The sequence below is a fragment of the Sedimentitalea sp. genome (assembly GCF_039973035.1).
Classification (GTDB): domain Bacteria; phylum Pseudomonadota; class Alphaproteobacteria; order Rhodobacterales; family Rhodobacteraceae; genus Sedimentitalea.
On the sequence record NZ_JBDWLR010000106.1, the window covers coordinates 1 to 26,543 of the forward strand.

The 26,543-nt window shown below is 61.1% G+C and carries 28 protein-coding genes; 13 read left to right on the top strand and 15 right to left on the bottom strand.

The window, feature by feature from the left end:
- The 12 genes from trbB to ABJO75_RS28160 all read left to right on the top strand — a co-directional run.
- A partial coding sequence (trbB, locus tag ABJO75_RS28105; protein WP_348432671.1) for a P-type conjugative transfer ATPase TrbB occupies positions 1 to 986 on the top strand: 986 nt, incomplete at its 5' end.
- Positions 976 to 1,350, top strand: a complete 375-nt coding sequence (locus tag ABJO75_RS28110; RefSeq protein ID WP_348195795.1) for a TrbC/VirB2 family protein — start codon at positions 976 to 978, stop codon at positions 1,348 to 1,350. The genes trbB and ABJO75_RS28110, both read left to right, overlap by 11 nt.
- Positions 1,343 to 1,642 (top strand): conjugal transfer protein TrbD, encoded by a 300-nt coding sequence (locus ABJO75_RS28115; protein ID WP_348195796.1) that lies wholly within the window; start codon positions 1,343 to 1,345, stop codon positions 1,640 to 1,642. Before ABJO75_RS28110 ends, ABJO75_RS28115 begins: the two co-directional genes overlap by 8 nt.
- A 6-nt stretch (positions 1,643 to 1,648) precedes the next feature.
- Positions 1,649 to 4,099 carry a conjugal transfer protein TrbE gene (locus tag ABJO75_RS28120; protein WP_348195797.1) on the top strand — a complete coding sequence of 817 codons (2,451 nt, stop codon included), beginning with the start codon at positions 1,649 to 1,651 and terminating at the stop codon, positions 4,097 to 4,099.
- Between the two features lie 19 nt (positions 4,100 to 4,118).
- The gene (gene trbJ, locus ABJO75_RS28125) at positions 4,119 to 4,868 is read left to right on the top strand and encodes a P-type conjugative transfer protein TrbJ (protein WP_348195798.1); all 750 of its coding nucleotides are present in this window, start codon (positions 4,119 to 4,121) and stop codon (positions 4,866 to 4,868) included.
- Complete coding sequence (locus tag ABJO75_RS28130) at positions 4,865 to 5,086, top strand: hypothetical protein (protein WP_348195799.1); 222 nt, start codon at positions 4,865 to 4,867, stop codon at positions 5,084 to 5,086. The genes trbJ and ABJO75_RS28130 overlap by 4 nt, the downstream gene beginning before the upstream one ends.
- On the top strand, positions 5,067 to 6,230 hold the full coding sequence (gene trbL, locus ABJO75_RS28135) for a P-type conjugative transfer protein TrbL (protein WP_348195800.1): 1,164 nt from the start codon (positions 5,067 to 5,069) through the stop codon (positions 6,228 to 6,230). Before ABJO75_RS28130 ends, trbL begins: the two co-directional genes overlap by 20 nt.
- Positions 6,231 to 6,238: 8 nt before the next feature.
- Entirely contained in the window at positions 6,239 to 6,901 is a 663-nt protein-coding gene (locus tag ABJO75_RS28140) for a conjugal transfer protein TrbF (RefSeq protein WP_348195801.1), read from the top strand.
- Positions 6,902 to 6,920: 19 nt separating this feature from the next.
- On the top strand, positions 6,921 to 7,745 hold the full coding sequence (gene trbG / locus ABJO75_RS28145; protein ID WP_348195802.1) for a P-type conjugative transfer protein TrbG: 825 nt from the start codon (positions 6,921 to 6,923) through the stop codon (positions 7,743 to 7,745).
- A 5-nt stretch (positions 7,746 to 7,750) separates the two neighbouring features.
- Positions 7,751 to 8,218, top strand: coding sequence for a conjugal transfer protein TrbH (gene trbH / locus ABJO75_RS28150; RefSeq protein WP_348202942.1), 468 nt, complete (start codon positions 7,751 to 7,753; stop codon positions 8,216 to 8,218).
- Entirely contained in the window at positions 8,215 to 9,507 is a 1,293-nt protein-coding gene (gene trbI / locus ABJO75_RS28155) for an IncP-type conjugal transfer protein TrbI (RefSeq protein ID WP_348195803.1), read from the top strand. The genes trbH and trbI overlap by 4 nt, the downstream gene beginning before the upstream one ends.
- An 80-nt stretch (positions 9,508 to 9,587) precedes the next feature.
- Positions 9,588 to 10,292 carry an autoinducer binding domain-containing protein gene (locus ABJO75_RS28160; protein ID WP_348208665.1) on the top strand — a complete coding sequence of 235 codons (705 nt, stop codon included), beginning with the start codon at positions 9,588 to 9,590 and terminating at the stop codon, positions 10,290 to 10,292.
- Between the two features lie 57 nt (positions 10,293 to 10,349).
- Here ABJO75_RS28160 and ABJO75_RS28165 read toward each other — a convergent pair whose 3' ends face one another.
- The 9 genes from ABJO75_RS28165 to ABJO75_RS28205 form a co-directional block, all read right to left on the bottom strand.
- Positions 10,350 to 10,676, bottom strand: coding sequence for a transcriptional repressor TraM (locus ABJO75_RS28165; protein WP_348195805.1), 327 nt, complete (start codon positions 10,674 to 10,676; stop codon positions 10,350 to 10,352).
- A gap of 296 nt (positions 10,677 to 10,972) precedes the next feature.
- Positions 10,973 to 11,641 (bottom strand): acyl-homoserine-lactone synthase, encoded by a 669-nt coding sequence (locus tag ABJO75_RS28170; RefSeq protein WP_348195806.1) that lies wholly within the window; start codon positions 11,639 to 11,641, stop codon positions 10,973 to 10,975.
- A gap of 83 nt (positions 11,642 to 11,724) precedes the next feature.
- On the bottom strand, positions 11,725 to 12,462 hold the full coding sequence (locus ABJO75_RS28175) for a LuxR family transcriptional regulator (RefSeq protein WP_348195807.1): 738 nt from the start codon (positions 12,460 to 12,462) through the stop codon (positions 11,725 to 11,727).
- 105 nt (positions 12,463 to 12,567) lie between these two features.
- A complete protein-coding gene (locus tag ABJO75_RS28180) occupies positions 12,568 to 13,596 on the bottom strand; it encodes an MBL fold metallo-hydrolase (RefSeq protein WP_348195808.1) in 1,029 nt (342 codons plus the stop codon).
- 75 nt (positions 13,597 to 13,671) lie between these two features.
- Positions 13,672 to 14,682, bottom strand: a complete 1,011-nt coding sequence (coaA, locus tag ABJO75_RS28185; protein ID WP_348208668.1) for a type I pantothenate kinase — start codon at positions 14,680 to 14,682, stop codon at positions 13,672 to 13,674.
- 22 nt (positions 14,683 to 14,704) lie between these two features.
- Entirely contained in the window at positions 14,705 to 16,402 is a 1,698-nt protein-coding gene (locus ABJO75_RS28190; protein WP_348195809.1) for an electron transfer flavoprotein-ubiquinone oxidoreductase, read from the bottom strand.
- A gap of 107 nt (positions 16,403 to 16,509) precedes the next feature.
- Positions 16,510 to 17,373 carry a pantoate--beta-alanine ligase gene (gene panC, locus ABJO75_RS28195; protein ID WP_348195810.1) on the bottom strand — a complete coding sequence of 288 codons (864 nt, stop codon included), beginning with the start codon at positions 17,371 to 17,373 and terminating at the stop codon, positions 16,510 to 16,512.
- Complete coding sequence (gene panB, locus ABJO75_RS28200; RefSeq protein WP_348195811.1) at positions 17,370 to 18,215, bottom strand: 3-methyl-2-oxobutanoate hydroxymethyltransferase; 846 nt, start codon at positions 18,213 to 18,215, stop codon at positions 17,370 to 17,372. The genes panC and panB overlap by 4 nt, the downstream gene beginning before the upstream one ends.
- 527 nt (positions 18,216 to 18,742) lie before the next feature.
- Positions 18,743 to 19,534, bottom strand: a complete 792-nt coding sequence (locus ABJO75_RS28205; protein WP_348195812.1) for a CoA ester lyase — start codon at positions 19,532 to 19,534, stop codon at positions 18,743 to 18,745.
- 118 nt (positions 19,535 to 19,652) lie between these two features.
- On the opposite strand from ABJO75_RS28205, the gene ABJO75_RS28210 reads away from it, so the two are divergent.
- Positions 19,653 to 20,779 (top strand): IS3 family transposase gene (locus ABJO75_RS28210; RefSeq protein ID WP_348195813.1). Its coding sequence is split into 2 segments (ribosomal slippage): positions 19,653 to 19,917 and positions 19,917 to 20,779, totalling 1,128 coding nucleotides; the frame shifts between segments, so codons are not numbered across the junction.
- A gap of 231 nt (positions 20,780 to 21,010) precedes the next feature.
- On the opposite strand, the gene ABJO75_RS28215 is transcribed toward ABJO75_RS28210, so the two are convergent.
- Genes ABJO75_RS28215 through ABJO75_RS28240 form a run of 6 tightly spaced genes read right to left on the bottom strand, consistent with a single transcriptional unit; the run spans position 21,011 to position 26,505 of the window.
- Entirely contained in the window at positions 21,011 to 22,207 is a 1,197-nt protein-coding gene (locus tag ABJO75_RS28215) for a hypothetical protein (protein ID WP_348195814.1), read from the bottom strand.
- 27 nt (positions 22,208 to 22,234) lie between these two features.
- Positions 22,235 to 23,044: an enoyl-CoA hydratase/isomerase family protein gene (locus ABJO75_RS28220; RefSeq protein ID WP_348195815.1), complete on the bottom strand. Its 810-nt coding sequence runs from the start codon at positions 23,042 to 23,044 to the stop codon at positions 22,235 to 22,237.
- A 33-nt stretch (positions 23,045 to 23,077) separates the two neighbouring features.
- The gene (locus tag ABJO75_RS28225) at positions 23,078 to 24,229 is read right to left on the bottom strand and encodes an acyl-CoA dehydrogenase family protein (RefSeq protein WP_348195816.1); all 1,152 of its coding nucleotides are present in this window, start codon (positions 24,227 to 24,229) and stop codon (positions 23,078 to 23,080) included.
- On the bottom strand, positions 24,226 to 25,353 hold the full coding sequence (locus ABJO75_RS28230; protein WP_348195817.1) for an acyl-CoA dehydrogenase family protein: 1,128 nt from the start codon (positions 25,351 to 25,353) through the stop codon (positions 24,226 to 24,228). The genes ABJO75_RS28225 and ABJO75_RS28230 overlap by 4 nt, the downstream gene beginning before the upstream one ends.
- The gene (locus ABJO75_RS28235; protein WP_348195818.1) at positions 25,340 to 25,789 is read right to left on the bottom strand and encodes a MaoC family dehydratase; all 450 of its coding nucleotides are present in this window, start codon (positions 25,787 to 25,789) and stop codon (positions 25,340 to 25,342) included. The genes ABJO75_RS28230 and ABJO75_RS28235 overlap by 14 nt, the downstream gene beginning before the upstream one ends.
- Positions 25,786 to 26,505 (bottom strand): transglutaminase family protein, encoded by a 720-nt coding sequence (locus tag ABJO75_RS28240; RefSeq protein WP_348195819.1) that lies wholly within the window; start codon positions 26,503 to 26,505, stop codon positions 25,786 to 25,788. Before ABJO75_RS28240 ends, ABJO75_RS28235 begins: the two co-directional genes overlap by 4 nt.
- Between the last annotated feature and the right edge of the window lie 38 nt (positions 26,506 to 26,543).

The following is a 26,543-nucleotide window of genomic DNA, read 5'->3' on the forward strand; positions in this document are numbered from 1 at the left end:
AATGGAGTTCGCCAATGAGCTCCTCGTCTTCCCATGCCCGGCTGGTTCGCAAACTGCGTGATGCCCTCGGCGAGGTTATTTGTGCTGCGCTTGAGGATGCCGACGTCGTCGAGGTGATGCTTAACCCGGATGGCCGCTTGTTCGTGGAACGGTTGGGGGAGGGGATCGAAGGCATCGGGGAGCTGGCACCAGGTGCGGCCGAGATCATCATCGGTAGCGTCGCCCATGCGCTGCAGACCGAGGCTGACGAAGACAGGCCGATCATCTCAGGGGAACTGCCGATCGGCGGGCACCGCTTCGAGGGACTTCTGCCGCCAGTGGTCAGCGCTCCGAGCTTCACAATCCGCCGCCGGGCCTCACGGCTCATTCCCTTGGCCGACTATGTGACCGCCGGCGTGATGACGAAACTGCAGGCCTCGATCGTCCGGCAAGCGGTTCGCGATCGCCTCAACATTGTCGTGTCGGGCGGCACGGGGTCGGGCAAAACCACGCTCGCAAACGCGGTCATCGCCGAGATCGTCAACGATACGCCGGCGCACCGTCTGCTCATCCTCGAGGATACGGCCGAGATCCAATGTGCAGCCGAGAACGCCGTGGCCTTGCACACATCCGATACCGTCGACATGGCGCGGCTTCTCAAGAGCACCATGCGTTTGCGGCCCGATCGCATCATTGTCGGCGAGGTCCGCGACGGCGCCGCGCTCACCCTGCTCAAGGCGTGGAACACCGGCCATCCGGGCGGCATCACCACGATCCACGCCAACACGGCTCATTCCGCCTTGCGTCGGCTCGAGCAGCTGACGGCCGAGGTCAGCCAGCAGCCGATGCGTGAAGTCATAGGGGAGGCCGTAGACCTCGTCATTTCCATCGAACGGACCGCGACCGGACGGCGCGTGCGCGATGTCGTCCGCGTCCACCAGTACGCGGGCGACCGCTACGAGACCGATCATCATTCCCAAATCGACGAGGACAGCCATGCCGCATAATTTCCAGCGTAACCCGATCCTGAGATTTTCACTTGTCGTGCTGTTGGTGGCAGTTGCCACACCGGCGCTCGCCAGTTCGGGCGGCGGCCTGCCCTGGGAAGGACCGCTGCAGCAGATCCAGGAATCCATCACCGGACCGGTGGCTGGCTTCATCGCGCTCGCCGCGGTGGCAGTCGCCGGCGGCATGCTGATCTTCGGCGGCGAGCTCAACGATTTCGCGCGTCGTCTGATGTATGTGGTGCTCGTCGCCGGCATCCTGCTCGGCGCGACACAGATTGTCGGCTTGTTCGGCGCCTCGGGTGCCACGATTGCCCTCCCTGGTCAGGCGGACCTGAGTGCGGCGGGGGAGGGGAGTGATGGCTGAATCCGTCGCTCCCCTCGCTCATTCGCGTATTCACCGCGCCCTGTCCCGGCCCAATCATCTGATGGGCGCTGATCGTGAACTCGTGCTTCTTACGGGATTGGCGACGGTCATCCTGATGTTCGTGGTTCTGACCTGGTACTCGGTGCTCCTGGGGCTCGCCATCTGGATCGCCGTGGTCGGGGTCCTGCGCATCATGGCAAAGGCCGATCCGATGATGCGGCAGGTCTATCTGCGCCATATCGGTTACCGGCCGAGCTACCGGCCGACCTCGTCGCCCTGGCGGAGGTACTGAGCCGTCATGGTCGCGCTTCGTCAGTTCCGGGATACCAAACCGTCATTCTCCGACCTGCTGCCCTATGCGGGCCTGGTCGATGATGGCGTGATCCTGTTGAAGGACGGCTCGCTGATGGCGGGCTGGTATTTCGCGGGGCCGGACAGCGAGAGCTCGACCAATATCGAGCGCAACGAGGTGTCGCGCCAGATCAACGCCATCCTAGGACGGCTGGGATCGGGCTGGATGATCCAGGTCGAGGCGGTTCGCGTGCCGACCACAGCATATCCCGCGCGCGAGGCCTGCCACTTTCCCGATCCCGTCACCCGCGCGATCGACGAGCAGCGGCGTGCGCATTTCATGGCGGAGAGGGGACACTACGAGAGCCAGCACGCCCTGATCCTGACCTATCGGCCGCCGGAGCCCCGGCGTTCGGCCATGGCGCGCTATGTCTATTCAGACGAGGCGAGCCGGACCGAAACCTACGCCGATAGCGTGCTGACCTCGTTCAAGACCTCGATCCGCGAGGTCGAGCAATATCTCGGCAACGTGTTGTCGATCCGCCGCATGGTGACGCGCACTGTGACCGACCCAGATTCCGGACACGAAGCCCGCTATGACGAGCTCTTCCAGTTCATTCGCTTCTGCATCGTCGGCGAGAGCCATCCGGTCCGCCTTCCGGCGATCCCGATGTATCTGGACTGGCTGGCAACGGCCGAGTTTCACCACGGCCTGTCACCCATGGTCGATGGACGGTTCCTCGCCGTCGTCGGGATCGACGGGTTCCCGGCCGAGAGCTGGCCGGGGATCCTCAACACGCTCGACCTGATGCCGCTGACCTATCGCTGGTCGAGCCGGTTCGTCTTCCTTGATGACCAAGAGGCGCGGCAAAAGCTCGAGCGCACCCGAAAGAAATGGCAGCAAAAGGTCAGGCCCTTCTTCGACCAGCTCTTCCAGACTCAGAGCCGTGCGGTCGACCAGGACGCGCTGACCATGGTTGCCGAAACGGAAGATGCAATTGCCGAAGCCTCGTCGCAATTGGTGGCCTATGGCTATTACACGCCGGTCATCGTCATGTTCGATATCGATGATGCCCGGCTGCAGGACCAGGCCGAAGCCGTCCGGCGTCTGATCCAGGCCGAGGGTTTTGGCTCCCGCATCGAGACGCTCAACGCCACCGAAGCCTATCTCGGCAGCCTGCCGGGCAACTGGTATGCGAATGTCCGCGAACCCCTGATCAATACCCGCAACCTCGCCGACCTCATTCCCGTCAATTCCGTGTGGGCCGGCAGCGCGACCGCGCCTTGCCCGTTCTATCCTCCCAATGCTCCGCCACTGATGCAGGTCGCCAGCGGCAGTTCTCCTTTCCGGCTGAACCTACATGTCGACGATGTCGGCCACACACTGATCTTCGGACCGACGGGGTCGGGCAAGTCGACGCTGTTGGCACTGATTGCAGCGCAGTTCCGGCGCTATGAGCACGCCCAGATCTTTGCATTCGACAAGGGCAAGTCGCTCTACCCGCTCACGACTGCGGCCGGAGGCGACCATTACGAGATCGGGGCAGGGGAGGGGGAAGAAGCTCTTGCCTTCTGTCCGCTTGCGGACCTGACGTCCGAAGCGGACCGCGCCTGGGCGAGCGAATGGGTCGAGACGCTGATCGCAATTCAGGGCGTTTCGATTACCCCGGATCATCGCAATGCGATCGCGCGTCAGATCGGGCTGATGGGTTCGGCACGGGGACGGTCTCTTTCGGATTTCGTCAGCGGTGTGCAGCTGCGCGAGATCAAGGACGCGCTACAGCACTACACGGTCGACGGCCCGATCGGGCAACTTCTCGATGCCGAAGAGGATGGACTGCGGCTCGAGACGTTCCAGACCTTCGAGGTCGAGGAACTCATGAATATGGGGGAGCGCAATCTCGTGCCGGTCCTCCTTTATCTGTTCCGGAGGATCGAAAAGCGTCTCACCGGCGCGCCGAGCCTGATCATTCTCGATGAAGCTTGGCTGATGCTGGGGCATCCGATGTTCCGCGACAAGATCAGGGAATGGCTGAAGGTGCTGCGCAAGGCGAACTGCGCCGTCATCATGGCCACCCAGTCGATCTCGGATGCCGAGCAGTCCGGCATCATCGACGTCCTGAAGGAAAGCTGCCCGACCAAGATCTGCCTGCCGAATGGCGCCGCCCGGGAGCCCGGCACACGGGAATTCTACGAGCGCATCGGGTTCAACGAGCGGCAGATCGAGATCGTCGCGACCGCCATTCCAAAGCGCGAATACTACGTCGCGTCACCGGAAGGCCGGCGGCTGTTCGATATGGCGCTTGGCCCGGTGGCGCTCGCCTTCGTCGCAGCGTCGTCCAAGGACAATTTGAAACGCATTGACGAGCTCCGGCAATCGCACGGTGCCGAATGGCCGCGCCATTGGCTCGAAGAAAGGGGAGTGGATGATGCCAAACGCATTCTCACGCAAAGCTAGATTCGCAATCGCAGCATTGATGTCGGTCTCGACGTTCTCGAATGCACAGGCCAGCGTTGGTGGACTCGGCGGTGCGACCGAATGGACGCAGATCCTCAACAACACCGAGCTTGTCAGTCTGGTCGGATCGTCGGCTGAGCAAGTGCAGAACCAGATCACGCAGATCACTCAGCTGGCGGAGCAAATCCAGAACCAGCTCAAGATCTACGAGAACATGCTGCAGAACACGCTGACCCTGCCCAATCATATCTGGGGTCAGGTCGAAAGCGATCTGATGCGGCTGCAAAGCCTGGTCAATCAGGGCCAGGGGATCGCGTTTTCGATGGGCAATGTCGATGACGTGCTGCGGCAGCGCTTCCAGAGTTTCGCCGATTTCAAATCGGGCCTCGCGAATGGCCAGACCTTCTCGTCGAGCTATCAGGACTGGTCGGACACCAATCGCGACACGATCGCGTCGACCTTGCGTGCGGCCGGTCTGACGGCCGAACAATTCGGTTCGGAAGAAGCAACGATGAACCAGTTGCGGTCAATGTCCGAGAGTTCTGTGGGCCAGATGCAGGCGCTGCAGGTCGGCCACGAGATCGCGGCGCAGCAGGTCGCCCAGGCGCAGAAGCTGCGTGGACTCGTCTCCCAGCAGGTGACGATGATGGGCACCTGGTATCAGTCTGAACAGGCGGCCAGGGACCTCGCACAAAACCGCCGGGAGGAGTTTTTCAACTCGACCGCACCTTCGACCTCTGGCGGCCAGACCATGGAGCCACGCTGGTGAGCAGGACCTTGATCATCGTTGCGACCGTCACTGTGGTTGTGATCGCCGCCGTCTCCGTCTGGGTCGCCATCCGTCCGTCTGACGATATCGGCCAGACAGCATCGCCGGCGACGGTGCCTCAGAAATTCGACACAACGTCGGGACAGGAAATGAAACCGCGTTGGAATGCGCCGGCGGGGCAGGGGAACGGAGGAGCCGATGGCGCGGCCGACAACTAGAGTTGCCCTTCTTACAGTCGCCTTCCTTGCCTTTGCTGGTCCCGCGCTGGCGCAGGACGGATCGTTGCTGACGACGCTTGAGAACGAGATCGCCGACGCGGCTCAGGGCTGGCAGACGACGATCCTCAATGCAGCGCGGTCGCTGTTCTGGATCCTCGCTGGCATCGAGGTCGGGATCGCGGCAGTCTGGCTTGCGATCGCCGCCGCATCGCTCGATACCTGGTTCGCCGAGCTGGTGCGGCGCATCATGTTCATCGGTCTGTTCGTTTTCATCCTCGAGCAGGGTCCGGACCTGACCAAGGCCGTGGTCGACAGCCTGTTCCAGATCGGGGCGGGCGGCGGCTCGGCCTCGCCTGCGAATGTGTTCAATGCCGGGCTGCAGGTCGCGAGCGCGTTGTCATCGAAGGCTCAGTTCGGGCTCTTCGAGGACAACGCGCTGGCGATCGCCGTCGTGTTTGCCATGGTGATCGTGGTGGTGTCGTTCAGCCTGGTCGCAGCGATCTTCGTTGCCGTCATGGCGGAGATGTATGTGGGCCTGCTCGCCGGCATGATCATGCTGGGGCTTGGGGGCAGCTCGTTCACCAAGGATTTCTCCGTCCGGTATCTCGTCTACGCCTTCTCGGTCGGGATGAAACTGATGGCGCTGGTGATGATCGCCCGCATCGGCTCCGAGGTCCTGATCGATCTTGCCAATGCACCATCGGGCGGGGACGAGTTTCTGGCGACCCTCGCCATCGCCGGAATCTCGGTCATTGTCTTCGTCATCGCCATGTATGTGCCCAATATCATTCAGGGGATGGTGCAGGGCGTCTCGGTCACCGGTGGCATGGAGGTCATCCGCCATGGCGGTCAGGCCGCGAGCTTTGCCGCCGGCGGCGCCGCGCTCGCGGTGGGCGGTGCAAGGGCAGGGGGCGCGGCCTTCTCCGACGCCAGGGCCTCGGGCAGTTCATTCGGTGCCGCGGCGCTCAAGGGGATGGCGACGGGTGTCGGCGCCGCCGGTGGCGCGGCCGCATCGGCAGCGCGCGACAAGGCGATCGGTGTGCCGGGAACATGGGGCGCATCCACGCTTGGGCTCGCCAACGCAAAACTCGATCAGTCTCAGGGCCGGCCGGCACGCCGCCCCTCGAGCGACGATAAGGCTTGAGGTGAGGCATGGCCCGGACACCAACGATTGATAATCCCTATATCGCGGCGCGGATGGAGTGGAACGAACGCTACGGTTCCTACGTGAAAGCAGCCTCCGCCTGGCGCATCGTCGGCATTACCGGCATGCTCATGGCGGTGATCGGCTTCTCCTATGCGCTCTATCAGAGCACACAGGTCAAGCTCGTCCCCTATATTGTGGAAGTCGACAAGCTGGGAACGGCCGCAACGGCCGGATATCCGCAACAGATCGAATATGCCGATCCGCGCGTGGTGCGTGCGACGCTCGGCAGCTTCGTCACGAACTTCCGCTCAGTCACACCCGATACCGTCGTCCAGAAGCAATATATCGACCGCGCCTACGCGCATCTCAGATCGTCGGACCCGGCAACCGAGAAGGTCAATGCCTGGTTCCGGAGCAACTCACCCTTTGACCGCGCGCGTGAGAAGACGGTGGCGATCGAGGTCAACAATATCATTCCGCTCTCCAACCAGAGCTACCAGATCGACTGGACGGAATATGAGCGTGACCGGCAGGGCAGGGAAATCGCCACGAGGCGGTTCCGCGGCATTGCGACGGTGACCCTGACGCCGCCCCAGGACGAGGCGGTCATCCGCCTCAACGCGATCGGCCTTTACCTGAAGGATTTTGACTGGACGGCGCAATTGTGAGTGCCGCGGAGGGAATTGAATGAAGAAGAACACGAACCGCGGACCCATCCTGTGCGCAGCCCTCTTGGCGGCGCTGGATGCTTCGCCAAGCTCCGCGCAGCAATTGAGCGGAAACGAAACCCGGGGCACTGAGCTTTCGGCGCAATGGCAGCACGGGCCGGGCGTCGTCGCGCGCGGTCCCGATGGCAAGGTGATCTTCCTGTTCGGAGAAATCCAGCCTTCGGTGGTCTGCTCGCCGCTACAGGTCTGCGACATCGAATTGCAGCTAGGCGAGATCGTCCGTGACGTCCTGCTCGGCGACACGGTGCGCTGGAAGGTCGAGCCGGCGACATCGGGCGCACCGAATGCCCAGGCCGTCCACCTGATCGTCAAGCCGTCCGAGGCGGGCCTCGTGACCTCGATGGTCGTCACCACATCGCGGCGGACCTATCATATCCAGCTCAAATCCCATCATCGCGATTACATGGCGCGGGTCGGGTTCGAATATCCCGAGGACATCAATGCCCGTTTTGCCGAGATCAACGCCCGCATCGAGGCGAGCGTCGTGCCGGGGGCAGGGGTGCCGGCCGAGCAACTGGATTTTGGCTTTCATATGAGCGGATCGGCGCGCTGGCGGCCGACGCGGATCTATAGCGACGGGACGAAGACCTACATCCAGTTTCCTTCGTCACTGGCTGGACAGGACGCCCCGGTGCTGTTCGTTGTGTCCGGTGGCGAGAACCGGATCGTCAACTACCGTATGAACGGCTCGATGATGGTCGTCGATTTCAACATCGACCGCGCGATCCTCGTGTCTGGTGTCGGAATGCGCCGGCAGAAAATCACCATCAGGCGGGGAGGGTAGTCAGGATGACCAAGGTTCGTTCTTACTTCCGCTCGATGGTCCTTGTGGCAGGGCTTAGCACGCTCGCTGCGTGCCAGACCATGAGCGGTGCGGGTCTCACCACCAGCGAGGTCACGGCCGAGCTGACGCCAGAGAGCGCCGGCGCGATCAGTGAAGACATGGTGGCCAAGCTGGCCGAACAGATCGGGCCGGGCAGTACGACGATCGCGTTGCTCTCCGACGGATCCGTGTTCGGCGCCGCGCTCGAAGCGTCGCTTAGAAGCTGGGGCTATGCCGTGGTCACCGACCAGGAGACGGGAGAGGCGATCACGGAACCGCTCGCCTATGTCGCCGATCCGTTCGAAGGAGGGGTGCTTGTGCGGCTCTCGACCCGGAAGGCCGAGTTGACGCGCATGTACACGCTCACCGCCGAGGGTGCGACACCCGCCAGCCCGCTCTCGGTGATGCAGCGTGGACCGGGTGAGGCGATATGACGGAATCGCTCAAACTTGGCGGATCATCTGAGGGGCCGAAGATCAGGCGGCTGAACCGTGTCCCCATCATCCTGGCGATCGCGCTCGTGGTCATCTTCTTCGCCGTGATCTTTTACGGTCTGTCGTCTCGCGGCCTGCGCTTCGGCGACGGCCAGATCGAGCCGTCCTCGGCGCAGCCGGCTTCCAATGATGCGGAGCGGCTCAAGCAGGGTGTGCCCGACGGGATCATCGGCGAGCCGCAACCGGCCGTGCAGCTGCAACCGGTGCCTACCGCCGATCCTGACCCGGCCCGCAATCCCTTCGAGAGAAACGAAGAGGAAGCCGCGGCCCCGCCGCAGGCACCGGCGCTTGAACCCGAGGAGGTCTGGCGGGCGAGGTTGCAGCGCGAATTCGACGAGCAGATGCTGCGCGAATATAACCGCCAGCAGATGGCAAGCATCCAGGCGGATGAGGCGGCTGCGAACTCGCCGATCGCCATCAACCTGCAAGGACTTGAGACCGGCAGCGACACGACGCCGGCGGCAGTCCCGCAGCCAGGTTCCGCTATTAATCGCGGGACAAGCGCCCTGGATCTTTACAGCGTCGCCCTCCAGGCGGGGATCGGCCAACAAAACGCCGATCCGAACGGCCAGGCGGCAAAACAGGAATTCTTCAATCAGGACATCGCCGATCTCGGCTATCTGCCAAATTCGGTCGTGCCGCAGATGTCGCCGTTTGAGCTCAAGCGCGGATCGGTCATCCCGGCCACGCTGGTGACCGGCATCAATTCCGACCTTCCCGGGCGCATCACCGCACAGGTCTCGCAGAACGTCTATGACAGCGCGACCGGGCACCGGCTTCTCATCCCGCAAGGCGCGAAGCTCTTCGGCCGCTACGATTCCGAGGTCTCGTTTGGGCAGAACCGCGTGCTGGTCATCTGGACCGACATCATCTTCCCGAACGGATCGACCCTGCGGATCGGCGGCATGGCTGGCACCGATGCCGCCGGGTATGGCGGCTTCCGGGACAAGGTCGACAATCACTATCTGCAGACATTCGGCTCTGCGATCCTGGTGGCGTTGATTGGCGCCGGCACGGAAATGCTGCTTCCCAAGGATCAGGGCAATTCTTTGAATGGCAACAGCCCCCCGGACGCCGCCCGCAGATCATTCGCCGAGACGTTTGGCCAGATTTCGGAGCAAACCGTATCGAGAAATCTCAACGTCCAGCCGACCCTCGAAATTCGGCCGGGCTACCCTTTCAACGTCCTGGTGGATCAGGACATCGTGTTTCCGAAGGCATATCCATGAGCTTGAGGTCGGAGGTCCTCGTCTCAACGCGTCACGGAGGCTGTGTTCGCAGCACCTTACAATGTCGGATTTTGATCATATTGAACGAGCTACTTTTGCATTTGATCGATACGCTTTCGCTGCCGCTCGAGGAGCGGGCGGCGCGTCGAGTGTTGCGCAATTTTGCCGAAGATGCCGGGTTCGAGTTCTTTGCGTATCTGAACCTTCGGGGGCAGGAGAGCTTCGCCGTATCGAACTATCCCCAGGAATGGCAGGACCGATACGTTCAAATGAATTATCTTCGGGTTGACCCCGTGGTTACGACGGCGAAGCACGGTCCGCCGATCTTTCTGTGGTCGGCCGAAGAGGCAAGGCGGCTTGGTCGGAGGGACGTGACACAGTTCTTCAAGGATGCGGAACGGTTTGGCATACGATCGGGCTTGTCCGTCTCGGTTCCGGTCGGCTTCAAGGACCGCATGGTCTTCACCCTTGCTTCAGACAAACCGAGCGTGTGTATTGATGAGGAACCGGACCCCGTGACCGCCGCGATCGCTGTGGCGTTCGTTCATTCTCGCCTGGGATCCGCAACGCGTGACGCAGAATTGGCGTCGGACATTCGATTGTCACCGCGAGAGGCGGAATGCCTGCGATGGTTCGCAGACGGCATGTCCATGCCGGATATCGCGGATACGCTCGGGATTGGCTACAGATCAGTGCGATCCTATCTCGACGAGGCGACACGGAAACTTGACGCCGGCAATAGTCGCCAGGCTGCAACAATCGCTACCCGGTTAGGCTTGATCTGAGCACGTACGGATCAGGTGGCACATGCCGCATAAGTTTCGTTATGGAACTGAAGACAGTCAGTGAAGCCCGGAGTCCGGCGGCACCTCCGGCACGTGGCCAAGCGTATCGACGACGATCCGGACCAGTTCGTGATACAGCTTCAACTCGAGCAACGCTAGACGGTAGCTGTGCCTCAGATCTTCGTTATCGCAGCCCCTCGAAGTCGGCTTCTCGAGCTGCTCGAACAGCGATTGCGCATGATCGACAAGCCGGCGATTCTTGACGATGACATCAACCGCGAGGCGCGAGAGTTCGTCATTTGACAACCCTTCGAGGATGGTCACGATCGGTCGGTCATTGACCTGACCAGGTTGAAAACTACTGATCGACGCTCGGTTCGGCATTCACGGCCCGCGGCTTGCGCCGCGGTGCGCCCCCGCGACAAGATAAGATCTCGACCCCAAGCCGGGGGTTGGAAAACCGCCACAGACGGTCCTGCGACCTTTAGCACCGAGGCACCTGGACATGCGTCACAGGCCCCCGGCCGTTGGCCAGAGGATCCTCGGTGCCGCATCGGCCGGCACCAAACCGCTGTGGTGGGGTTTCCAAGCCCCGGAACGGCGCGTACCGTCCCGAGGCCTTAATATTCCATCCGGTCGCCGCTTACCAGCCATGCGAACCGAATTGCAACATCATCGTGTCAAGCGACGTGCCGTTCCGCTAATCCTTCTTCCGGTTGCCTTGACGGGCCGGCAAGGACAGTCGAAGGAAGATCGCCCACGGCGCCAAGTCGGCTGCGCATCGTATCCGTCATCTCGAAGACGCCGGCATAAGTCATGGTCTTGCCGATGCGCGTCGGCGTCCCGATGACCTCATACGGACAGTCCGCGGCCCGGAAAATCCTTGCCATGCGGGCGTCGAACACCGAAACGACATGGTCGATGCCCGCACTCCGGCAGACCTCGACGATGCCGCAGAGCAGCTCCAGGGTCGTCTTGTGAACGATGTGGTTGGCTTCCGCTCGTTCGGCCACTGAGAAGACACGCGGATTGATGGCGAAGCGCGAGCTTTCCCAGATCAGCGGGCTCTCCGGCGCACCGCCGGGAACCAGAACCGAAAACACGTCGCGCAGCATGTAAGGTCCGGTTGTCGGCAGCAGGCGGACAGCACCCCGGAGTACGCCGGTTTCGTCGTTGACTGACATAAGATATAGGGGATCTTCGTCGTCGAAGCGGTCGGTTTCGCGGCCGTCATTGACGCTCACCTCCCATCCGAGCCGGCTGGAAAACACCTCCGCGCGCATGCGGAACATCTGATCGATAAGGACAGGATGCTTTTGCCGGTCGATACTTTCGATAGTCATGATCATTTATGGTCTCCGTTGGTGTGTTCACAACGGAAGACCAAGTATCGGCTGACGGGTAGCCTTGTTATCCGGTCAAACGGCCGGATTTACACGATTTGCGAGAACAAACCGGTCTGATAAGCGATAGAGACAGCATGGGTGTTACTGCTCGCATTGAGCTTGTAGCGGCAGCTCTCAAGATAACAGCGCACAGTATGTTCGGAGAGACCAAGAATGACCGAACATTCCCAGGCTGTCTTGCCATCGGATATCCACTGCAGGCATTCAAGCTCACGTGGTGTGAGCTTCGCACGCAAGACCGGCTCCCCCTCAAGCTCCAGCACCTTGTCATGCAAATGCACCGCAAGGAGTTGGAAGTCGCGCATGTATTCGATTTTCTCTTGCTCCCATTCCCGTTCGGACAGATCCGATGTGACGCTAAACAAAGCGCGGTCGCCTCGTCGACCATGGACTGGAATGGTCAAACCGCGTCGACCAAGGCCGAATTCAGCGGCCTCTCCAAAGAAGGTCTTGAGCGCCCCTTCCAGTTTTCCGAACTCGTCCCAGTCCAGCGGCAGCAGCCGGCGCATTCCCGTCTGGATGACGGGATCAATTTTCACATAGCCCCGGTCTTTGTAGTGTTCCACCCAATTCGGGGAGTAGGTTACAGCAAGGTAAGGTTCTCTATTCGAAGCGCCGGACATACCAGCCCCCAGATAGGCGGCAGACCGGACGCCATGGCGGGAAGCCAGGCTTGCCATGACGGCATTCAGAGCCGCGCTAGTTGCAGCGTTGGTGATTTCACATAGGGAATTGACCAGATTGTTGTTTTCAATGAGTTTCATATGGACAGCAAATCCTTTTCACTACCGAGAGTGACTTAACAGCCGGCTCCGGGTTTCGCCCCGAGTTGGCGTCCGCAAACCCGCCCCCCCGGTCATTCGGGACGGTTAGCTTGTGCGGTAGCGGGCGACACCGTCACCGACAATGACTTTGGCCAGTTCCGCACGACGCAGCATGCGATTGATATGCGCGAGCGTTTCGGAAAACGCGAATCCGAATTGGTGCAAGTCCAGTTCGCGATGAAAGATCACAGGCACCAGTTCATTGGCCGTCATGGGCCGATCCAGCGTCGCCTCGCGGATCAGATCGCAACGCCGTTCGTGATGCTCGAGCAGTTCGTTACAACGCGCATGCAGGCCACGAAACGGCAGTTGGTGGCCGGGCAGGACGAGAGCGTTGTCCGGCACGTTGTCGCGGATCTCCCGCGCAGTTCGCAGGAAATGGCCGAGAGGGTCTCCATCGGGCTCGCTCGGCCAGACGGCGACATTCGGCGAAATCTTTGCAATCACCTGATCTGCGCAGAAGAACAGCCGATCCTCGTCGCAATAGAGCATGACTTGCTCGGGCGCGTGCCCGTCGCCCGTAAAGATCCGAAATCGCCGTTTACCCACCAACAGCGTATCGCCCGAGACCAGACGCAGGAAGCTATTCGGAAGCGCCGAGACCATCCGCAGGTAGTTGAGGCCATTGGTGCCCATCAGGTCGGCAACTTCGTTGGAAACACCGTGATTGGTGTAGAAATCGTGGAACTGCCGGTTCTTCACCGATTCCGGATCGAGCGCCAGATTGGCGCAGGCGAGATAGGCGGTCTGGCTTGTGGCCAGCGGAACGCCGGTTTCGCGACACAGCCAGCCTGCCATCCCGATGTGGTCCGGATGATGGTGCGTAACGATCAGTCGGGTCAATCGGGTTCCGGCGAGCGGTCCCGCAAGCAGCGCTTTCCACAATTCGATCGTGCGGTCGTCATGGATACCCGCATCCAACACGCACCAGCCGTCGCCATCCGCGATCAGGTAGATGTTGATATGATCGAGACGATATGGCAGCGGCATGCGCAACCAGAGAACGCCGGGGGCTACTTCCAGAAGCGCACCATTGGCCGGCGGCTCCGGATATGGAAAACGATAGTTTGTCATCACGTTCCCTATTCCCGGGATTTTTCTGCACCGGTCCGGCAAGTTCGATACCCGCACGGTATTCACTGGACGAACCTAAAGCTTCCTGAGGAGGACTTCCTCGACGAGGTGGTTCGCGCCCTTCTTGAGGATCAGGTCGGCGCGCGGCCGCGTCGGCTGGATGTTTTCTTTCAGGTTCTTCAGGTTGATATTGGTCCACAATCCTTCCGCGATGCCGAGCGCGGCGTCCTCCGACAGTTCCGAATAGCGATGGAAGAAGGATTTCGGGTCGCGGAATGCCGTCTGGCGCAGCCGCATGAAGCGGGTCACGTACCAGTCGTGTATCTGCTCCTCGTCGGCGTCGATATAGATCGAAAAATCGAAATAATCCGAGACGAAAGGCACCATCTTGCCGTCTTCCGGCAGATCGCGAACCTGCAGAACGTTGATCCCTTCGAATATCAGGATGTCGGGGCGGTCAATCGTGACATATTCGTCCGGCAGCACGTCATAGACCATGTGCGAATAAAGCGGCGCACGCACCGAGTGTTCACCTGCCTTGATCGCCGAGAGGAAGCGCAGCACCGCGCCGACATCGTAGCTCTCGGGAAAACCCTTGCGCTCCATCAGCCCCTGTTCGCCCAACACGGCGTTGGACAGCAGAAAGCCGTCTGTGGTGACTAGATCGACCTTCGGGCTCGACGGCCAGCGTCCCAGCAACTCCTTAAGGAAACGCGCTGTGGTCGACTTGCCGACGGAGACCGAGCCGGCGATGCCAATGATAAAGGGCGTCTTGATCGCCCCGTCGATGTTGAGGAACTGCTGGCGCTGCTCGAACAGGCTTTGCGAGGCCTCGACAGGCGAATAGAGCAGCCGCGACATGGACAGATAGATGCGCCGCACCTCGTCGAGATCAACCGGGTCGTCGAGCGAGCGCAGCCGCATGACCTCATCCTCGTAAAGCGTTAGCGGCGTGTCAGCTCGGAGTTCCGCCCACATCGCCGCTGGGAAGCGGCGGTACGGCGATAACTCCAAGCCGGAAAGCTGGTCAGATGGGCGCGATTGCGTCGGGATTCCGCTTCTCTTGTCGACCCGGTCCATCAACATCGCCGATTACTCCCTTGAGCATTCACATAACGCTGTAAACCGGCCCCTCGCCGCCCTGCGGCACCGTCCAGTTGATGTTCTGGTTCGGATCCTTGATGTCGCAGGTCTTGCAGTGCACGCAGTTCTGCGCGTTGATCTGGAAGCGGACATTGTCGCCCGGCTTGCGGTCAGCGTCGGCGGGAACCGAGTTGCCGTCGGCATCGATCCACTCGTAAACGCCGGCCGGGCAGTAGCGAGCCGAAAGTCCTGCGAAATCAACATATTCCGAAGATTTCTGAAGGTTCTCGTCCTTGACCTTGAGATGGACCGGCTGATCCTCCTCGTGGTTGGTGTTCGACAGGAACACCGAGGACAGGCGGTCGAAGGTGAGCACGCCGTCGGGCTTGGGATAGGCGATCGGCTTGAAGTGCGACGCCTTTTCGGTTGCGGCATAGTCCGGCTTGCCGTGTTTCAACGTGCCGAGCGGCGACCAGCCGCCGGTCAGCTGGGCGATCCACATGTCGATGCCGCCGATGCCGACGCCGAGCACGGTTCCGAGACGCGACCAGAGCGGCTTGACGTTGCGGACCCGCTTCAGGTCCTTGCCGATCTCGCTGCCGCGCCATTCGTTCTCGTAGGCATCAAGCGCGTCGTCATTGGCCTTGCCGGCGGCAAGCGCCTCGGCGACCTTGTCGGCGGCGAGGATGCCGGAGAGCACCGCGTTGTGCGAGCCCTTGATGCGCGGCACGTTGAGGAAACCGGCCGAGCAGCCGATCAGAGCGCCGCCCGGGAAGGAAACCTTCGGCACCGACTGCCATCCGCCCTCGGTGATGGCGCGCGCGCCGTAGGCGATGCGCTTGCCGCCCTCGAAGGTGCCGCGGATCGCCGGATGCGTCTTGAAGCGCTGGAATTCCTCGAACGGGTAGAGATACGGGTTCTTGTAGTTCAAATGGACGACGAAACCGACCGCGACGAGATTGTCCTCCAGGTGATAGAGGAACGAGCCGCCCCCGGTCGTCATGCCGAGCGGCCAGCCGAAGGAGTGCTGCACCAGCCCCTGGCGGTGGTTCTCCGGCTTGACCTCCCAGAGTTCCTTGATGCCGATGCCGAACTTGGCGTAGTCGCTCTCGGCATCCAGCTTGAAATTGGCGATCAGCTGCTTGGCGAGCGAACCGCGCACGCCCTCGCCGATCAGCGTGTACTTGCCATGCAGCTCCATGCCGCGGGCATACATCGGGCCCGGCGTGCCGTCGCGCTGGACGCCCATGTCGCCGGTGGCGACGCCCTTCACCAAGCCGTCCTCGTTATAGAGCACCTCGGCGGCGGCGAAGCCCGGATAGATCTCGACGCCGAGCGCCTCCGCCCGGCCCGCCAGCCAGCGGCAGACATTGCCGAGCGAGACGATGTAGTTGCCGTGATTGTTCATCAGCGGCGGCATGGCGAAATTCGGCAGGCGGATCGAGACGGCGGGGCCGAGGAACAGGAACTGGTCGTCCTTCACCTCGGTCTTGAAGGGATGATCCGGGTCGTCGCGCCAGTCGGTGATGAGCTTGTCGATGCCGACTGGATCGACGACTGCGCCCGACAGGATATGCGCGCCGACCTCGGCGCCCTTTTCCAGCACCACGACGGACAGATCGGCATTGGCCTGTTTCAACCGGATCGCGGCGGCAAGACCGGCCGGTCCGGCACCGACGATCACCACGTCGAATTCCATGCTTTCGCGCGGTTCGGTTTTCATTTCGGTCTCTCCACTAGCTTGCTCTGCTGAATCCCTCCCCGCGGGTTCCAAGAATTATCCCAACCCAATACAGGAATAAAGTATGTAATAAAAGAAATATTCTATCTCTACTTTGATGCCTCCGTTTTTGTGACTATGACATTGTCAATTAACCTTATTCCGCCAAGCCAAACCGCCGATAGTATCCGAGTAGGCTGATCAGCTTTTACCAATGGAATAAGTTTATATTCATCGCATAGCTCTAAATATTCGACAGATTGAAACCCTTGCGCAAGAATACACGAGCGCGCACGGTTTAAACATTGTGCAATAGGCTCGCCTGCAACAATCTTGTCTGCTGCTTGAAAGAGCTGTCTGGCGAGAATCGGCGCAATTGCCCTTTCGCTAGCCGATAAACGTAAGTTCCTGGACGACATCGCTAGCCCATCTTCTTCGCGCACGGTCGGACAGCCAATGATCGCGACAGGTATGTCGAGATCGGCGACGAGCCGCCGCACCACCTGCAACTGCTGGAAGTCCTTCTCGCCGAAGAAGGCGAAATCCGCGTCCGTCTGCATAAGCAGCTTTGCAACGACCGTCGCGACGCCGTCGAAATGGCCCGGACGATACGCGCCGCACAGGCCCTCACTGACACCGGAGACTGAGACCGTCGTCGCGAAACCCGCTGGATACATCTCTTCACCGTCGGGACAATAGAGGAGATGCGCGCCGAGCGGCGTAAGCTTCGCTGCGTCTTCCTTTTCGGTGCGCGGATAGGCCGCGAGATCTGCCGCGCTGTTGAACTGCTTCGGGTTAACGAAAAGCGTCACGATCACCCGGTCGGAGGTGTCCAGCGCCGCCTGTACCAGGCTCAAATGCCCCGCGTGCAACGCCCCCATCGTCGGCACGACGGCAATGCTCTCTCCTTTGGAGCGCCACTCGGCCACGGTTCGCTTCAACTCGTCGACCGTTCTGGCGATCGGTACGCTCATCTGTTTCCTCCCACTGACGCGCCCGGCGCGGCCTCCACGAACACGTGCTCCCCGCCCGGAAACCGCCGCGCGGCCACCTCCTCGGCGTAGGACTCGATCGCCGCATCCGCTTCACTCCCCAGTTCGGCGTAGCGCTTGACGAACTTCGGCCGGAAGTCGCTGAACATGCCGAGCATGTCGTCAACGACCAGCACCTGTCCGTCGCAGGCCGGCGACGCGCCGATGCCGATCGTCGGCACGGGAATTTCCTGCGTGATCGAGCGGGCAAGGGGTTCCGTCACCTTTTCCAGCACCACGGCGAACGCGCCGGCCTCAGCGACCGCACGGGCATCGCGCCGGATACGTTCGGCGCCCTCGCCGCGTCCCTGCACCTTGTAGCCACCGAAGGCGTTGACCGCCTGCGGCGTCAGCCCCACGTGCCCCATCACAGGGATGCCGCGCGCGGTGAGAAAGCGGATCGTTTCGCGCATGCTCTCCCCGCCCTCCAGCTTGACCGCCGCGCAGCCGGTTTCGGCCATCAGCCGCGCCGCGTTGCGGAACGCCTGCTCGGGGGTTTCCTCGTAGGAACCGAACGGCATGTCTATGACCAGCAGCGCTGTCTCCACGCCGCGCCGCGCTGCCTTGCCGTGCAACACCATCATCTCCATGGTCACGCCGAGCGTCGACGGGAGCCCGTGCAGAACCATGCCGACGCTGTCGCCGACCAGGACGATGTCGCAATGCGCGTCGCAAAGCTTCGCGACCGGGGTCGTGTATGCCGTCAGACACACCAGCGGCGCTCCACCCTTGCGCGCGATGATGTTAGGCACCGAGATGGGCCTCGACTTACCTGGAACGCTCATATGTCAAATACAAACAGGATTGAATTGATGATTCTCCGCCCATCGCCATGCCCACAGAGAGAACGAGGCTCTCGTTGAAGGCATGAAATATAGCACTCTGATGTTATTCTTAAGATAACAGGTCCTAAGTTCAAGAACGATCGATTTTTTGCCCTGATCGGAGTCTGATAAGTAATTTATATTTCATATTTACATCGCATGTTTAATGGTTTTCTGTCTATCTGGATCATTGAGCGCGGTCGGACCCGAGATTTCGCTGAGAAGCTCTCCCACCCCCGAATGGCACATCCAATCGCCTACAGGTGAAAATCGCGAGGAGCTCGGTACATCACTGACTCTCTCTGGTGTACTCCTGCGGTGCCCAAGAAAAGAGCGCGGTTCAGATGAATTCATATACCCAGCCCTTGACATTCCTCTCTGCATGCTCGCTGCTTCCATAGCAAATCCTCCTTGCTATCCTTGTTGGCTGCTTACAACATGGCGTATTTATTCTAGCCATATCCTTTTTGTAAGCTTCGACGATAACATTATCTCCGCTCCACGGTCGCAAGAACGGTTCGGGCCCGGGCGCGCGCAGGCTCGTCCACCATGATACCGTCAATAGAGACAGCACCATCGCCGGTAGCTATTACCCGATGCGCCCAGTCAATTTCTGACTCTGTTGGCGCGAATGCGCGTTTTACTTCCGCGATTTGGCTCGGATGAATACAGAGCTTTCCGGTCATACCAAGATTGCGCGCGTGCGCTGCGTCGTCATAGGCAAGTGCTCTATCATTCAACTGCATCGTTACTCCATCGATTGGCGCCATGATTCCGGCAAGACGCGATGCCAGAACCAACTCGGACCTTGCCGGCAAGAGGACTTCGCGCAGGTGTCCGCACCCCATATCAGCGCAGAAATCGATCGACCCGAATGCGAGACGAGCCACCCCTTTCTGCGCCGCAATGGCGCGAGCCTGCGCCACACCCCGCGCCGTCTCGATAAGTGCTATTAGTGGATTGCCGTTCAATTTGGAAACAACGCCTGCCACTTCCTCGGGATACTCCGATTTGGGCAGCATGACTGCCACTCCACGCAAGTTGCTCACTGCGGCAATATCGGCCTCGTGCCATTTCGTGCCTCTGCCGTTTATCCGGACGATGACCGGAAGACTGGTGAAATCGCAGTCAATGTTCGCCCGCGCGACCTCCTTGTGATGTTCCGCCACGGCGTCCTCAAGATCAAGGATTACCGCGTCTGGACGCGAAAGCACTGCTTTGGGAAATAGCGTGGGCCGTGACGCGGGGACAAACAGCGGCGCTTGTATAAAGCCTACCATTCAGCGAACGCCTCCATTGCTATTGGACCATCGCGACGTGAGGTCCACAATTGGAATAGCCCCCTGAAAGTGGTCCGCCAACTGGGATAGATTTGTCCCGCGAATTGGAGGATCAGCGATGGCTGGGAAACGAGAGAAGCCCGAAGAAATTGTATCGAAGCTTCGGCAGGTTGAAGTGCTGCAGGGACAAGGGTCGACAATTGCCGAAGCGGTGCGCCAGATCGGCGTGACGCAGCAGACGTTCTATCGATGGCGTAAGCTGTATGGCGGGATGCAGCGATCTCAGCTCACTCGGCTGAAGGAACTGGAGAAAGAGAACCAGCGGCTTCGGCGGGCGGTGTCTGACCTGACCTTGGACAAGCTCATTCTGACCGAGGCGGCACGGGGAAACTTCTAAGCCCTTCGCGTCGCAGGAAATGCATCGACCATGTGCGGCGGGAGCTTGGCGTATCGGAACGCCGCGCCTGCCGCACGCTCGGGCAGCACCGATCCACGCAGCGCAAGGTGCCCCAGGGTCGGGCCGATGAAGAACGCCTGACCGACGACATCATCGATCTGGCTGACCAGTACGGGCGCTATGGATATCGGATGGTCACCGGTCTGTTGAACAACGCGGGCTGGCATGTGAACCACAAGCGCGTGGAGCGCATCTGGCGACGTGAAGGGCTGAAGGTCCCACAAAAGCAGAAGAAAAAGGGACGGCTCTGGCTGAATGAAGGGTCGTGCGTGCGTTTGCGGCCCGAACGGCCAAACCACGTTTGGTCCTACGACTTCGTCCAGGATCGCACAGCTGATGGTCGGGTCTACCGGACGCTCAACATCATCGACGAATACACCAGGGAGGCGCTCATGATCCGCGTCGATCGCAAACTCAACTCAACTGACGTGCTGGATGCGCTGACGGACCTGTTCATCCTGCGCGGTCCGCCGGAATACATCAGATCCGACAATGGCCCCGAGTTCATTGCCCAGAAGGTGCGCGACTGGATCGCGGCGGTCGGTGCCAAGACGGCCTACATCGAACCAGGGTCACCTTGGGAGAATGGATACTGCGAAAGCTTCAACGCTCGGTTCCGCGATGAACTCCTCAACGGAGAGCTGTTCTATAGCCTGCGGGAGGCCCAGATCCTGATCGAGCAATGGCGAGTTCACTACAACACGGTCAGGCCGCACAGCGCTCTGGGCTACCGCCCACCCGCGCCGGAAAGCATCGTCCCGATAGACCAGAGGCCCGCGATGCACTAACAATCAAACCGGACCACCCGATAGGGGCACACCACGGGCAGGACACCGAACGCGACATGTTTCTTCTGATGTTACAACTCGCATCGCGTCACCTGCCACGACTGCTGTCCCCGACATCGGGTGGTTCTCCGCATATGAAAACCTGTGTCACATTTACGCCCTGATCAGGTCTTAGTGCTGAGCCAGCCTTGAGCTTTAACATTACAGTCCTGTATGGCGAAGTCTGCGCCATCAACCATCCTTCTGGTTGACGATTAGTGGAGCGTTTTCCGGCAGCGACTGAACAACAGCGACGTCGTCGGCGCGAATGCGGGCATGCAACTTAAACGCTTCGTTGGCGGCCTCACGGCCGGCTTGCTCGTCCGCGCACTCTTCCAGCACTAGGGACAGGCGGACCGTGTCGCGGTCGTTCTCGCGGGTCACGATGGCTTGAGCCGCCTTGGCACCCGGCGTGGCGATGACAACCTCCTCGACCACGCGCGGATAGACGAAGATCTCGCGCACCTTCACCGCCGCTCCGACCCGACCCTGCAACGCCGACAGGCGGCTGACACTGCCATCCGCGTTGCTGTCCAGCGCATAGGCGCTGTCGCCGGTGCCAAACCGGATCATCGGCCAGGTTGCGTGTCGTGCGGTCACAACGATCTCGCCCCGCGCGCCCTGAGGCAGCTGTTCGCCGCTGACCGGATCGCAGATCTGCACCACGCAATCCGGATGCACGACATAGCCCTCGCCCCCATCTTCATAGGCCACCAAACCGAGATCCGCGGTAGCATAGGCCGCCCAGGTTGACACGCCATAATCGGCCTCGATCCGGCGGCGCTTGGCCATCCAGTCGCCCATTTCGCCGCCAAGAAAGGCGGTCTTCACCTTCCAGGCATCGCGGCCATAGGTTTCGATCACCTTGTCCGCCAGGGTTAGAAAGAACGCGGTCGAGGCACAGATCGAGGTCACGCCGGTTTCAACGACGATCTGCGCCTGAAGCTCGGTGTTGCCAACCCCGCCGGGGATCACCGTGGCGCCCGCGGCCTGCGCCGCCTCATCAAAGAGCAGACCCGCCGGCACCAGGTGATACATCCAGGTATTCAGGATGATGTCGCCCGCCCCGACCCCGGCGGATTTGAACAGCAGGTCCAGCCCATGGCCGCCACCGCCCGGCAGCGCCGGCTCAAAGATTGGACCGGGAGAAACATAGATCCGCCCGATATCCTTCATGTCCGCGGCCAGGAACCCGCCAAAAGGCGGGTTGTCCCGCTGAAGCTTCAGAAGCTCCTCCTTCGTCATCACCGGCAGACGCGACAGGTCCTCCAGCGATGTCATGGCTGCCGGATCGAACCCGGCCGCCGCAAATCGCGATTTCAGGCCCGGGGCCTTTTCGGCCGCGGCGGCATAGGCTTGCGCGATGTCTTGATAGATGCTCTCGGACATGACCATACCTCCTCGACCCTGCGCCCCTTAAAGCGGACAGTCCTTGCGAAAGTTCGGCGCTCGCTTCTCGCGGTGCGACAGAACGCCTTCCTTGACGTCCTCGCTCATGAAGCCAAGCATTTCAAGCGCGGTCGAGGCATCGAAGATCGGCCCGGCCTGACGAAGCCAGTTGTTCAGCGAATACTTGGTCCAGCGGATCGCGCTTTGCGACCCGTTGGCCAGTTCGACAGCCGTATCCAGGGCGATCTGCTGCAGCTCGTCATCCTCGACGCACATCGAGACCAGCCCGATGCGTTCGGCCTCTTCGCCCGAAACCGGCTTGCAGGTCATCAGATAGTATTTGGCCTTGGCCATCGAGGTCAGCAGCGGCCAGATGATCGCCGCGACGTCGCCCGCGGCCACGCCCAGCCGCGGGTGTCCGTCGACGATCTTGGCCCGTTTGCCCGCGATCGAGATGTCGGCCAAAATTGCGACCACCAGACCCGCACCGGCGGCCGGGCCGTTGATGGCGGAGATGATCGGCTTATTGCAATTGATGATGTTGTAGACGAGGTCCTTGGCCTCTTTCCACGTCTTCATGATCTCGTGCGAATTGCCGATCATGCTTTCGATCAGGCTGAAATCGCCGCCGGCCGAAAACGCCTTGCCCGCGCCGGTCACGATGACCGCATTGATATCGGGGTCGCGATCGATGTCGATCCACATATCGGTCATCTGGGTATGGGTTTCTGCATCGACCGAGTTGAAGCTCTCGGGCCGATCGAAAGTGATGCGCAGGACGCGATCCGCCGGGTAGTCAAATTTCAGCTTGTCATACTTCGCATAACGGTTTGACACTGTGGGGTTCCTCCCTTGGACGTTGGTATCGGTTCAGCCCGGCAGTCCGAGGACTGCCTTGGACAAGATGTTGCGCTGGATCTCGTTCGATCCGCCGTAGATCGTGGTCGGCCGGGCCTTGTAAAAGCTGGCCAGGACATCGACGCTGACATTTCCGACCTGAAGCGGGCCGATGGTGCCACCATCCGGTCCGGCCGCCTCGATCATCAACTCGGTGATGCGCTGAAAGCACTCGGTCACCCAGATCTTGAGCATCGAGACATCCGCGCCCAGCGTTTCGCCACGCTTGAGCTGATCGGCGAACCGGGAATAGAGCGCGGCGTGGTCTTCCACGTCGAGCGCGGCCTGGGCAAAACGGTCGCGGAACACCGGATCGTCAAACGCCCCGCGGCCGCGGGCGAAAACCTCCAACTGACCCAGAGCATTCTGCGCAAGGCTGGGCGAACCGATGAAGATACGCTCGAAACTCAGGAGCGCCTTGGCCATCGTCCAGCCCTTGTTCAGCTCGCCCACAAGGTTCGCGCGAGGCGTGCGGGCATCGTCGAAGAAGACCTCGCAGAACTCGGTTTCGCCGGCCAGCGTCCGGATCGTGCGCACCTCGACCCCGGGCTGGTCCATCGGCGCCAGAATAAAACTAATGCCCTGCTGCTTTTTCGGCGCGTCGGGATCGGTCCGCACCAGCATGAAGATATGCGTGGCGTCATGCGCCATGGTGGTCCAGATCTTCTGGCCATTGATGACAAAGTCATCCCCGTCGATCTCTGCGCGGGTGCGCAAGTTGGCCAGATCGGACCCGGCGCCTGGCTCGGAATAGCCCTGACACCAGATGTCTTCACAGCTCAGGATCCGCGGCAGCCAATAGTCCTTTTGCGTCTGGGTACCGAACTTGATGATGAGTGGGCCAACCATCTGCACGCCCATGTCGCGCCCACGGTTCACACCCCAGCGTTGCTGTTCTTCGTAAAAGATCAGAAGTTTCGCGGCGCTCAGCCCCATGCCGCCATACTCGGCGGGCCAGGCCGGAGCGACCCAGCCCTTAGCATGGAGCTTGCGATGCCAATGCTCGACCTCGGCAAAGGTCGGGCGGTGCGGAAGGTGGCGCAATTCCTCGGGGTACTCGGATTCAAAGAACTGATGGACCTCGCGGCGGAAATTCTCGTCGGTCATCGCATTCCAGTCCGTCATCTTTCCGCCCCCTCCTTGTCGCGGGCATCAAGCCAGAGCCGCCGGTGATAGGTGTCGTCCCCGAGCCAAGCCGACAGCACCAGCGCCCGGTTCAGGAATAGCCCGATGTCGAATTCGTCGGTATATCCGACCGCCCCGTGAAGCTGGACCGCATCGCGCGTGATCTTCTTTGCCGCCGCGCCGGCGCGAGCCTTGGCGCGGCTGGCCAGGCGGGCACGCGCTTGGGGTCCGGCCGCGGCACGGTCCATCGACGACAACACCTCGCGCACCGCTGCGTGGGCGACCTCCTGCATCACATACAGGTCGGTAGCGCGGTGCTGGATGACCTGAAAGGCACCGATGGGCTTGTCGAACTGTTCGCGAGTCTTGACGTAATCAAGCACGATCTCGAAGGCACGACCGCTTAGCCCGACAAGCTCGGCCGCGGCCAGCGCGGTGGTGTCGCTGACCGCTTCGGCCAGAGCCGCCTCGACCGCCGCCCCCTCGGCCAGAAGCTCGGCCGGCGTCGCCGAAAAGGACAGTTCGCCCAATGCGCTGCCATCGGCCTGCCGGCGGCCTTCGACGTTCAGCCCGGCCGCGCCCGCCTCCGCATAGGCAAGAACCGCGCCGCCGTCGCCTTCGGCCACCACCAGATAGCCGTCGGCCCCGACCGCACCGGCGATCCAGGCTTTCGCGCCGGTCAGCCTGCCGCCCGCAAAGCGGCAGTCCCTGCCCGGCGCGACCCCCGCCGCGCCGCGTTCCTGCCAGGCCGTCGCCAGCACGGTTTCGCCCCCGATGGCCTTTTCCAACATCCCGTGATCCGGGCAAAGACGGTACAAGAGACCGATCGTCAGCCCGATTGTTGCCACCACAGGTTCGGGGGCAATGACACGGCCGACCTCCTCGGCCAGCACGCCGGCAGCAGCAAGACCCATGCCCAGGCCGCCGTTTTCCTCCGGCACCGCGACGCCGAAAACGCCAGCGCCGGCAAGTTCGGTAATCATGCCGTCACCCCACCGACCACCGGCATCGCGCAGTTTTCTGGCGCGGTCGCTGCCGCCTGCCCGGGCGAACAGGGTTTGGGCGCTTTCCCTCAGCAGGCGCAGGTCTTCCTGATCCTGGGTGTTGTCTTCAGTCTGTTTCATTTGGTTTTCGCTTGATCATGACAGGCGTGTCTGTGGAGAAAACGACCTCGCCCGCCGGGTTCTTGGCACGCAGCGTATAGTGGAGAACACCCCGGTCGGGCTTGCTGCGCGACGGCGTGACCGAGTTGACCTGCATCTCGATATCGAGCGGTTCATCGGGGCGAACGGGGCGCGACCAGCGCAGATTGTCAAAGCCCATGCCGCCGATATTGGCCACGTCGACCATCATTTCGATCATGATGGGCTTGAACGCCTCCAGCATGGTCTGAAAACCGGAGGCAATCAGGCTTCCGTGCATGGCGGTGGCATAATCCTCGTCGGTATGCAGCCGCTGCGGGTCCCATTCCAGGGCAAAGGCCTTTATCGACTCCGCGCTCATCGGTGCACTTCGAAAGCGAAACACCTGGCCTGGATGGAAATCCTCCAAGTATTTCATGACTCGCCTTCTACCGAGAACCCGGCATCATAGCCCTTGGACCCGTTGGCAATACGAACGCGGTTGAACTCCTCCAGCTGGGGATAGGTTTCCCGGAAAACGCGCAGGAACTCCGTTATCGGCGCATCGAAAAAGAGACCACGGTCGTTCACGTATTCCATGTGCCGATTGTTCTTTTCGTCGAACTCGTGGAACAGGGCATCGTGATGGCCGTCGAAGACCAGCGGTTTCACCCCGAACCTTTCGCACAGCTCGATATTGAAGGCTGGAGTGACCTTGTAGACCTCGTCATCCAGCCACAGCTGTACATAGCCGTGATAGATGAACAGATCCGTGCCCATCAGCTCTTGCAGTTTGGGTGTGTTCAGGTGGTTGCGGACATCGGCAAAACCCAGCGCCGCCGGTATGCCCGCGGCCCGCAGACAAGCCGCTAGAAGAATGGCCTTGGGGACGCAGAACGCCGCCTCGGCGCCCGCGATCCGACTGGCTCGATAAGAATCCTCGTCCAATGCAAAACAATATGGGTCGTAACGGATGCCATCGCGTACCGCCTCGAAAAGGCGGATCGCCTTGTCCCGGTCGATTGCATCCGCAGGCAGATCACGCAATGCTGAGGAAACGAAATCCTGCACTTCCACGCTGTCGCTCTCAACAAAGCGCGATGGCATCACATACTGACCGGCCTCAGCAGACAAGCCCTCCTTGGACTGTGCCATCGCAACTCTCCCTCATATTTCTAACAAATGTTAGAATA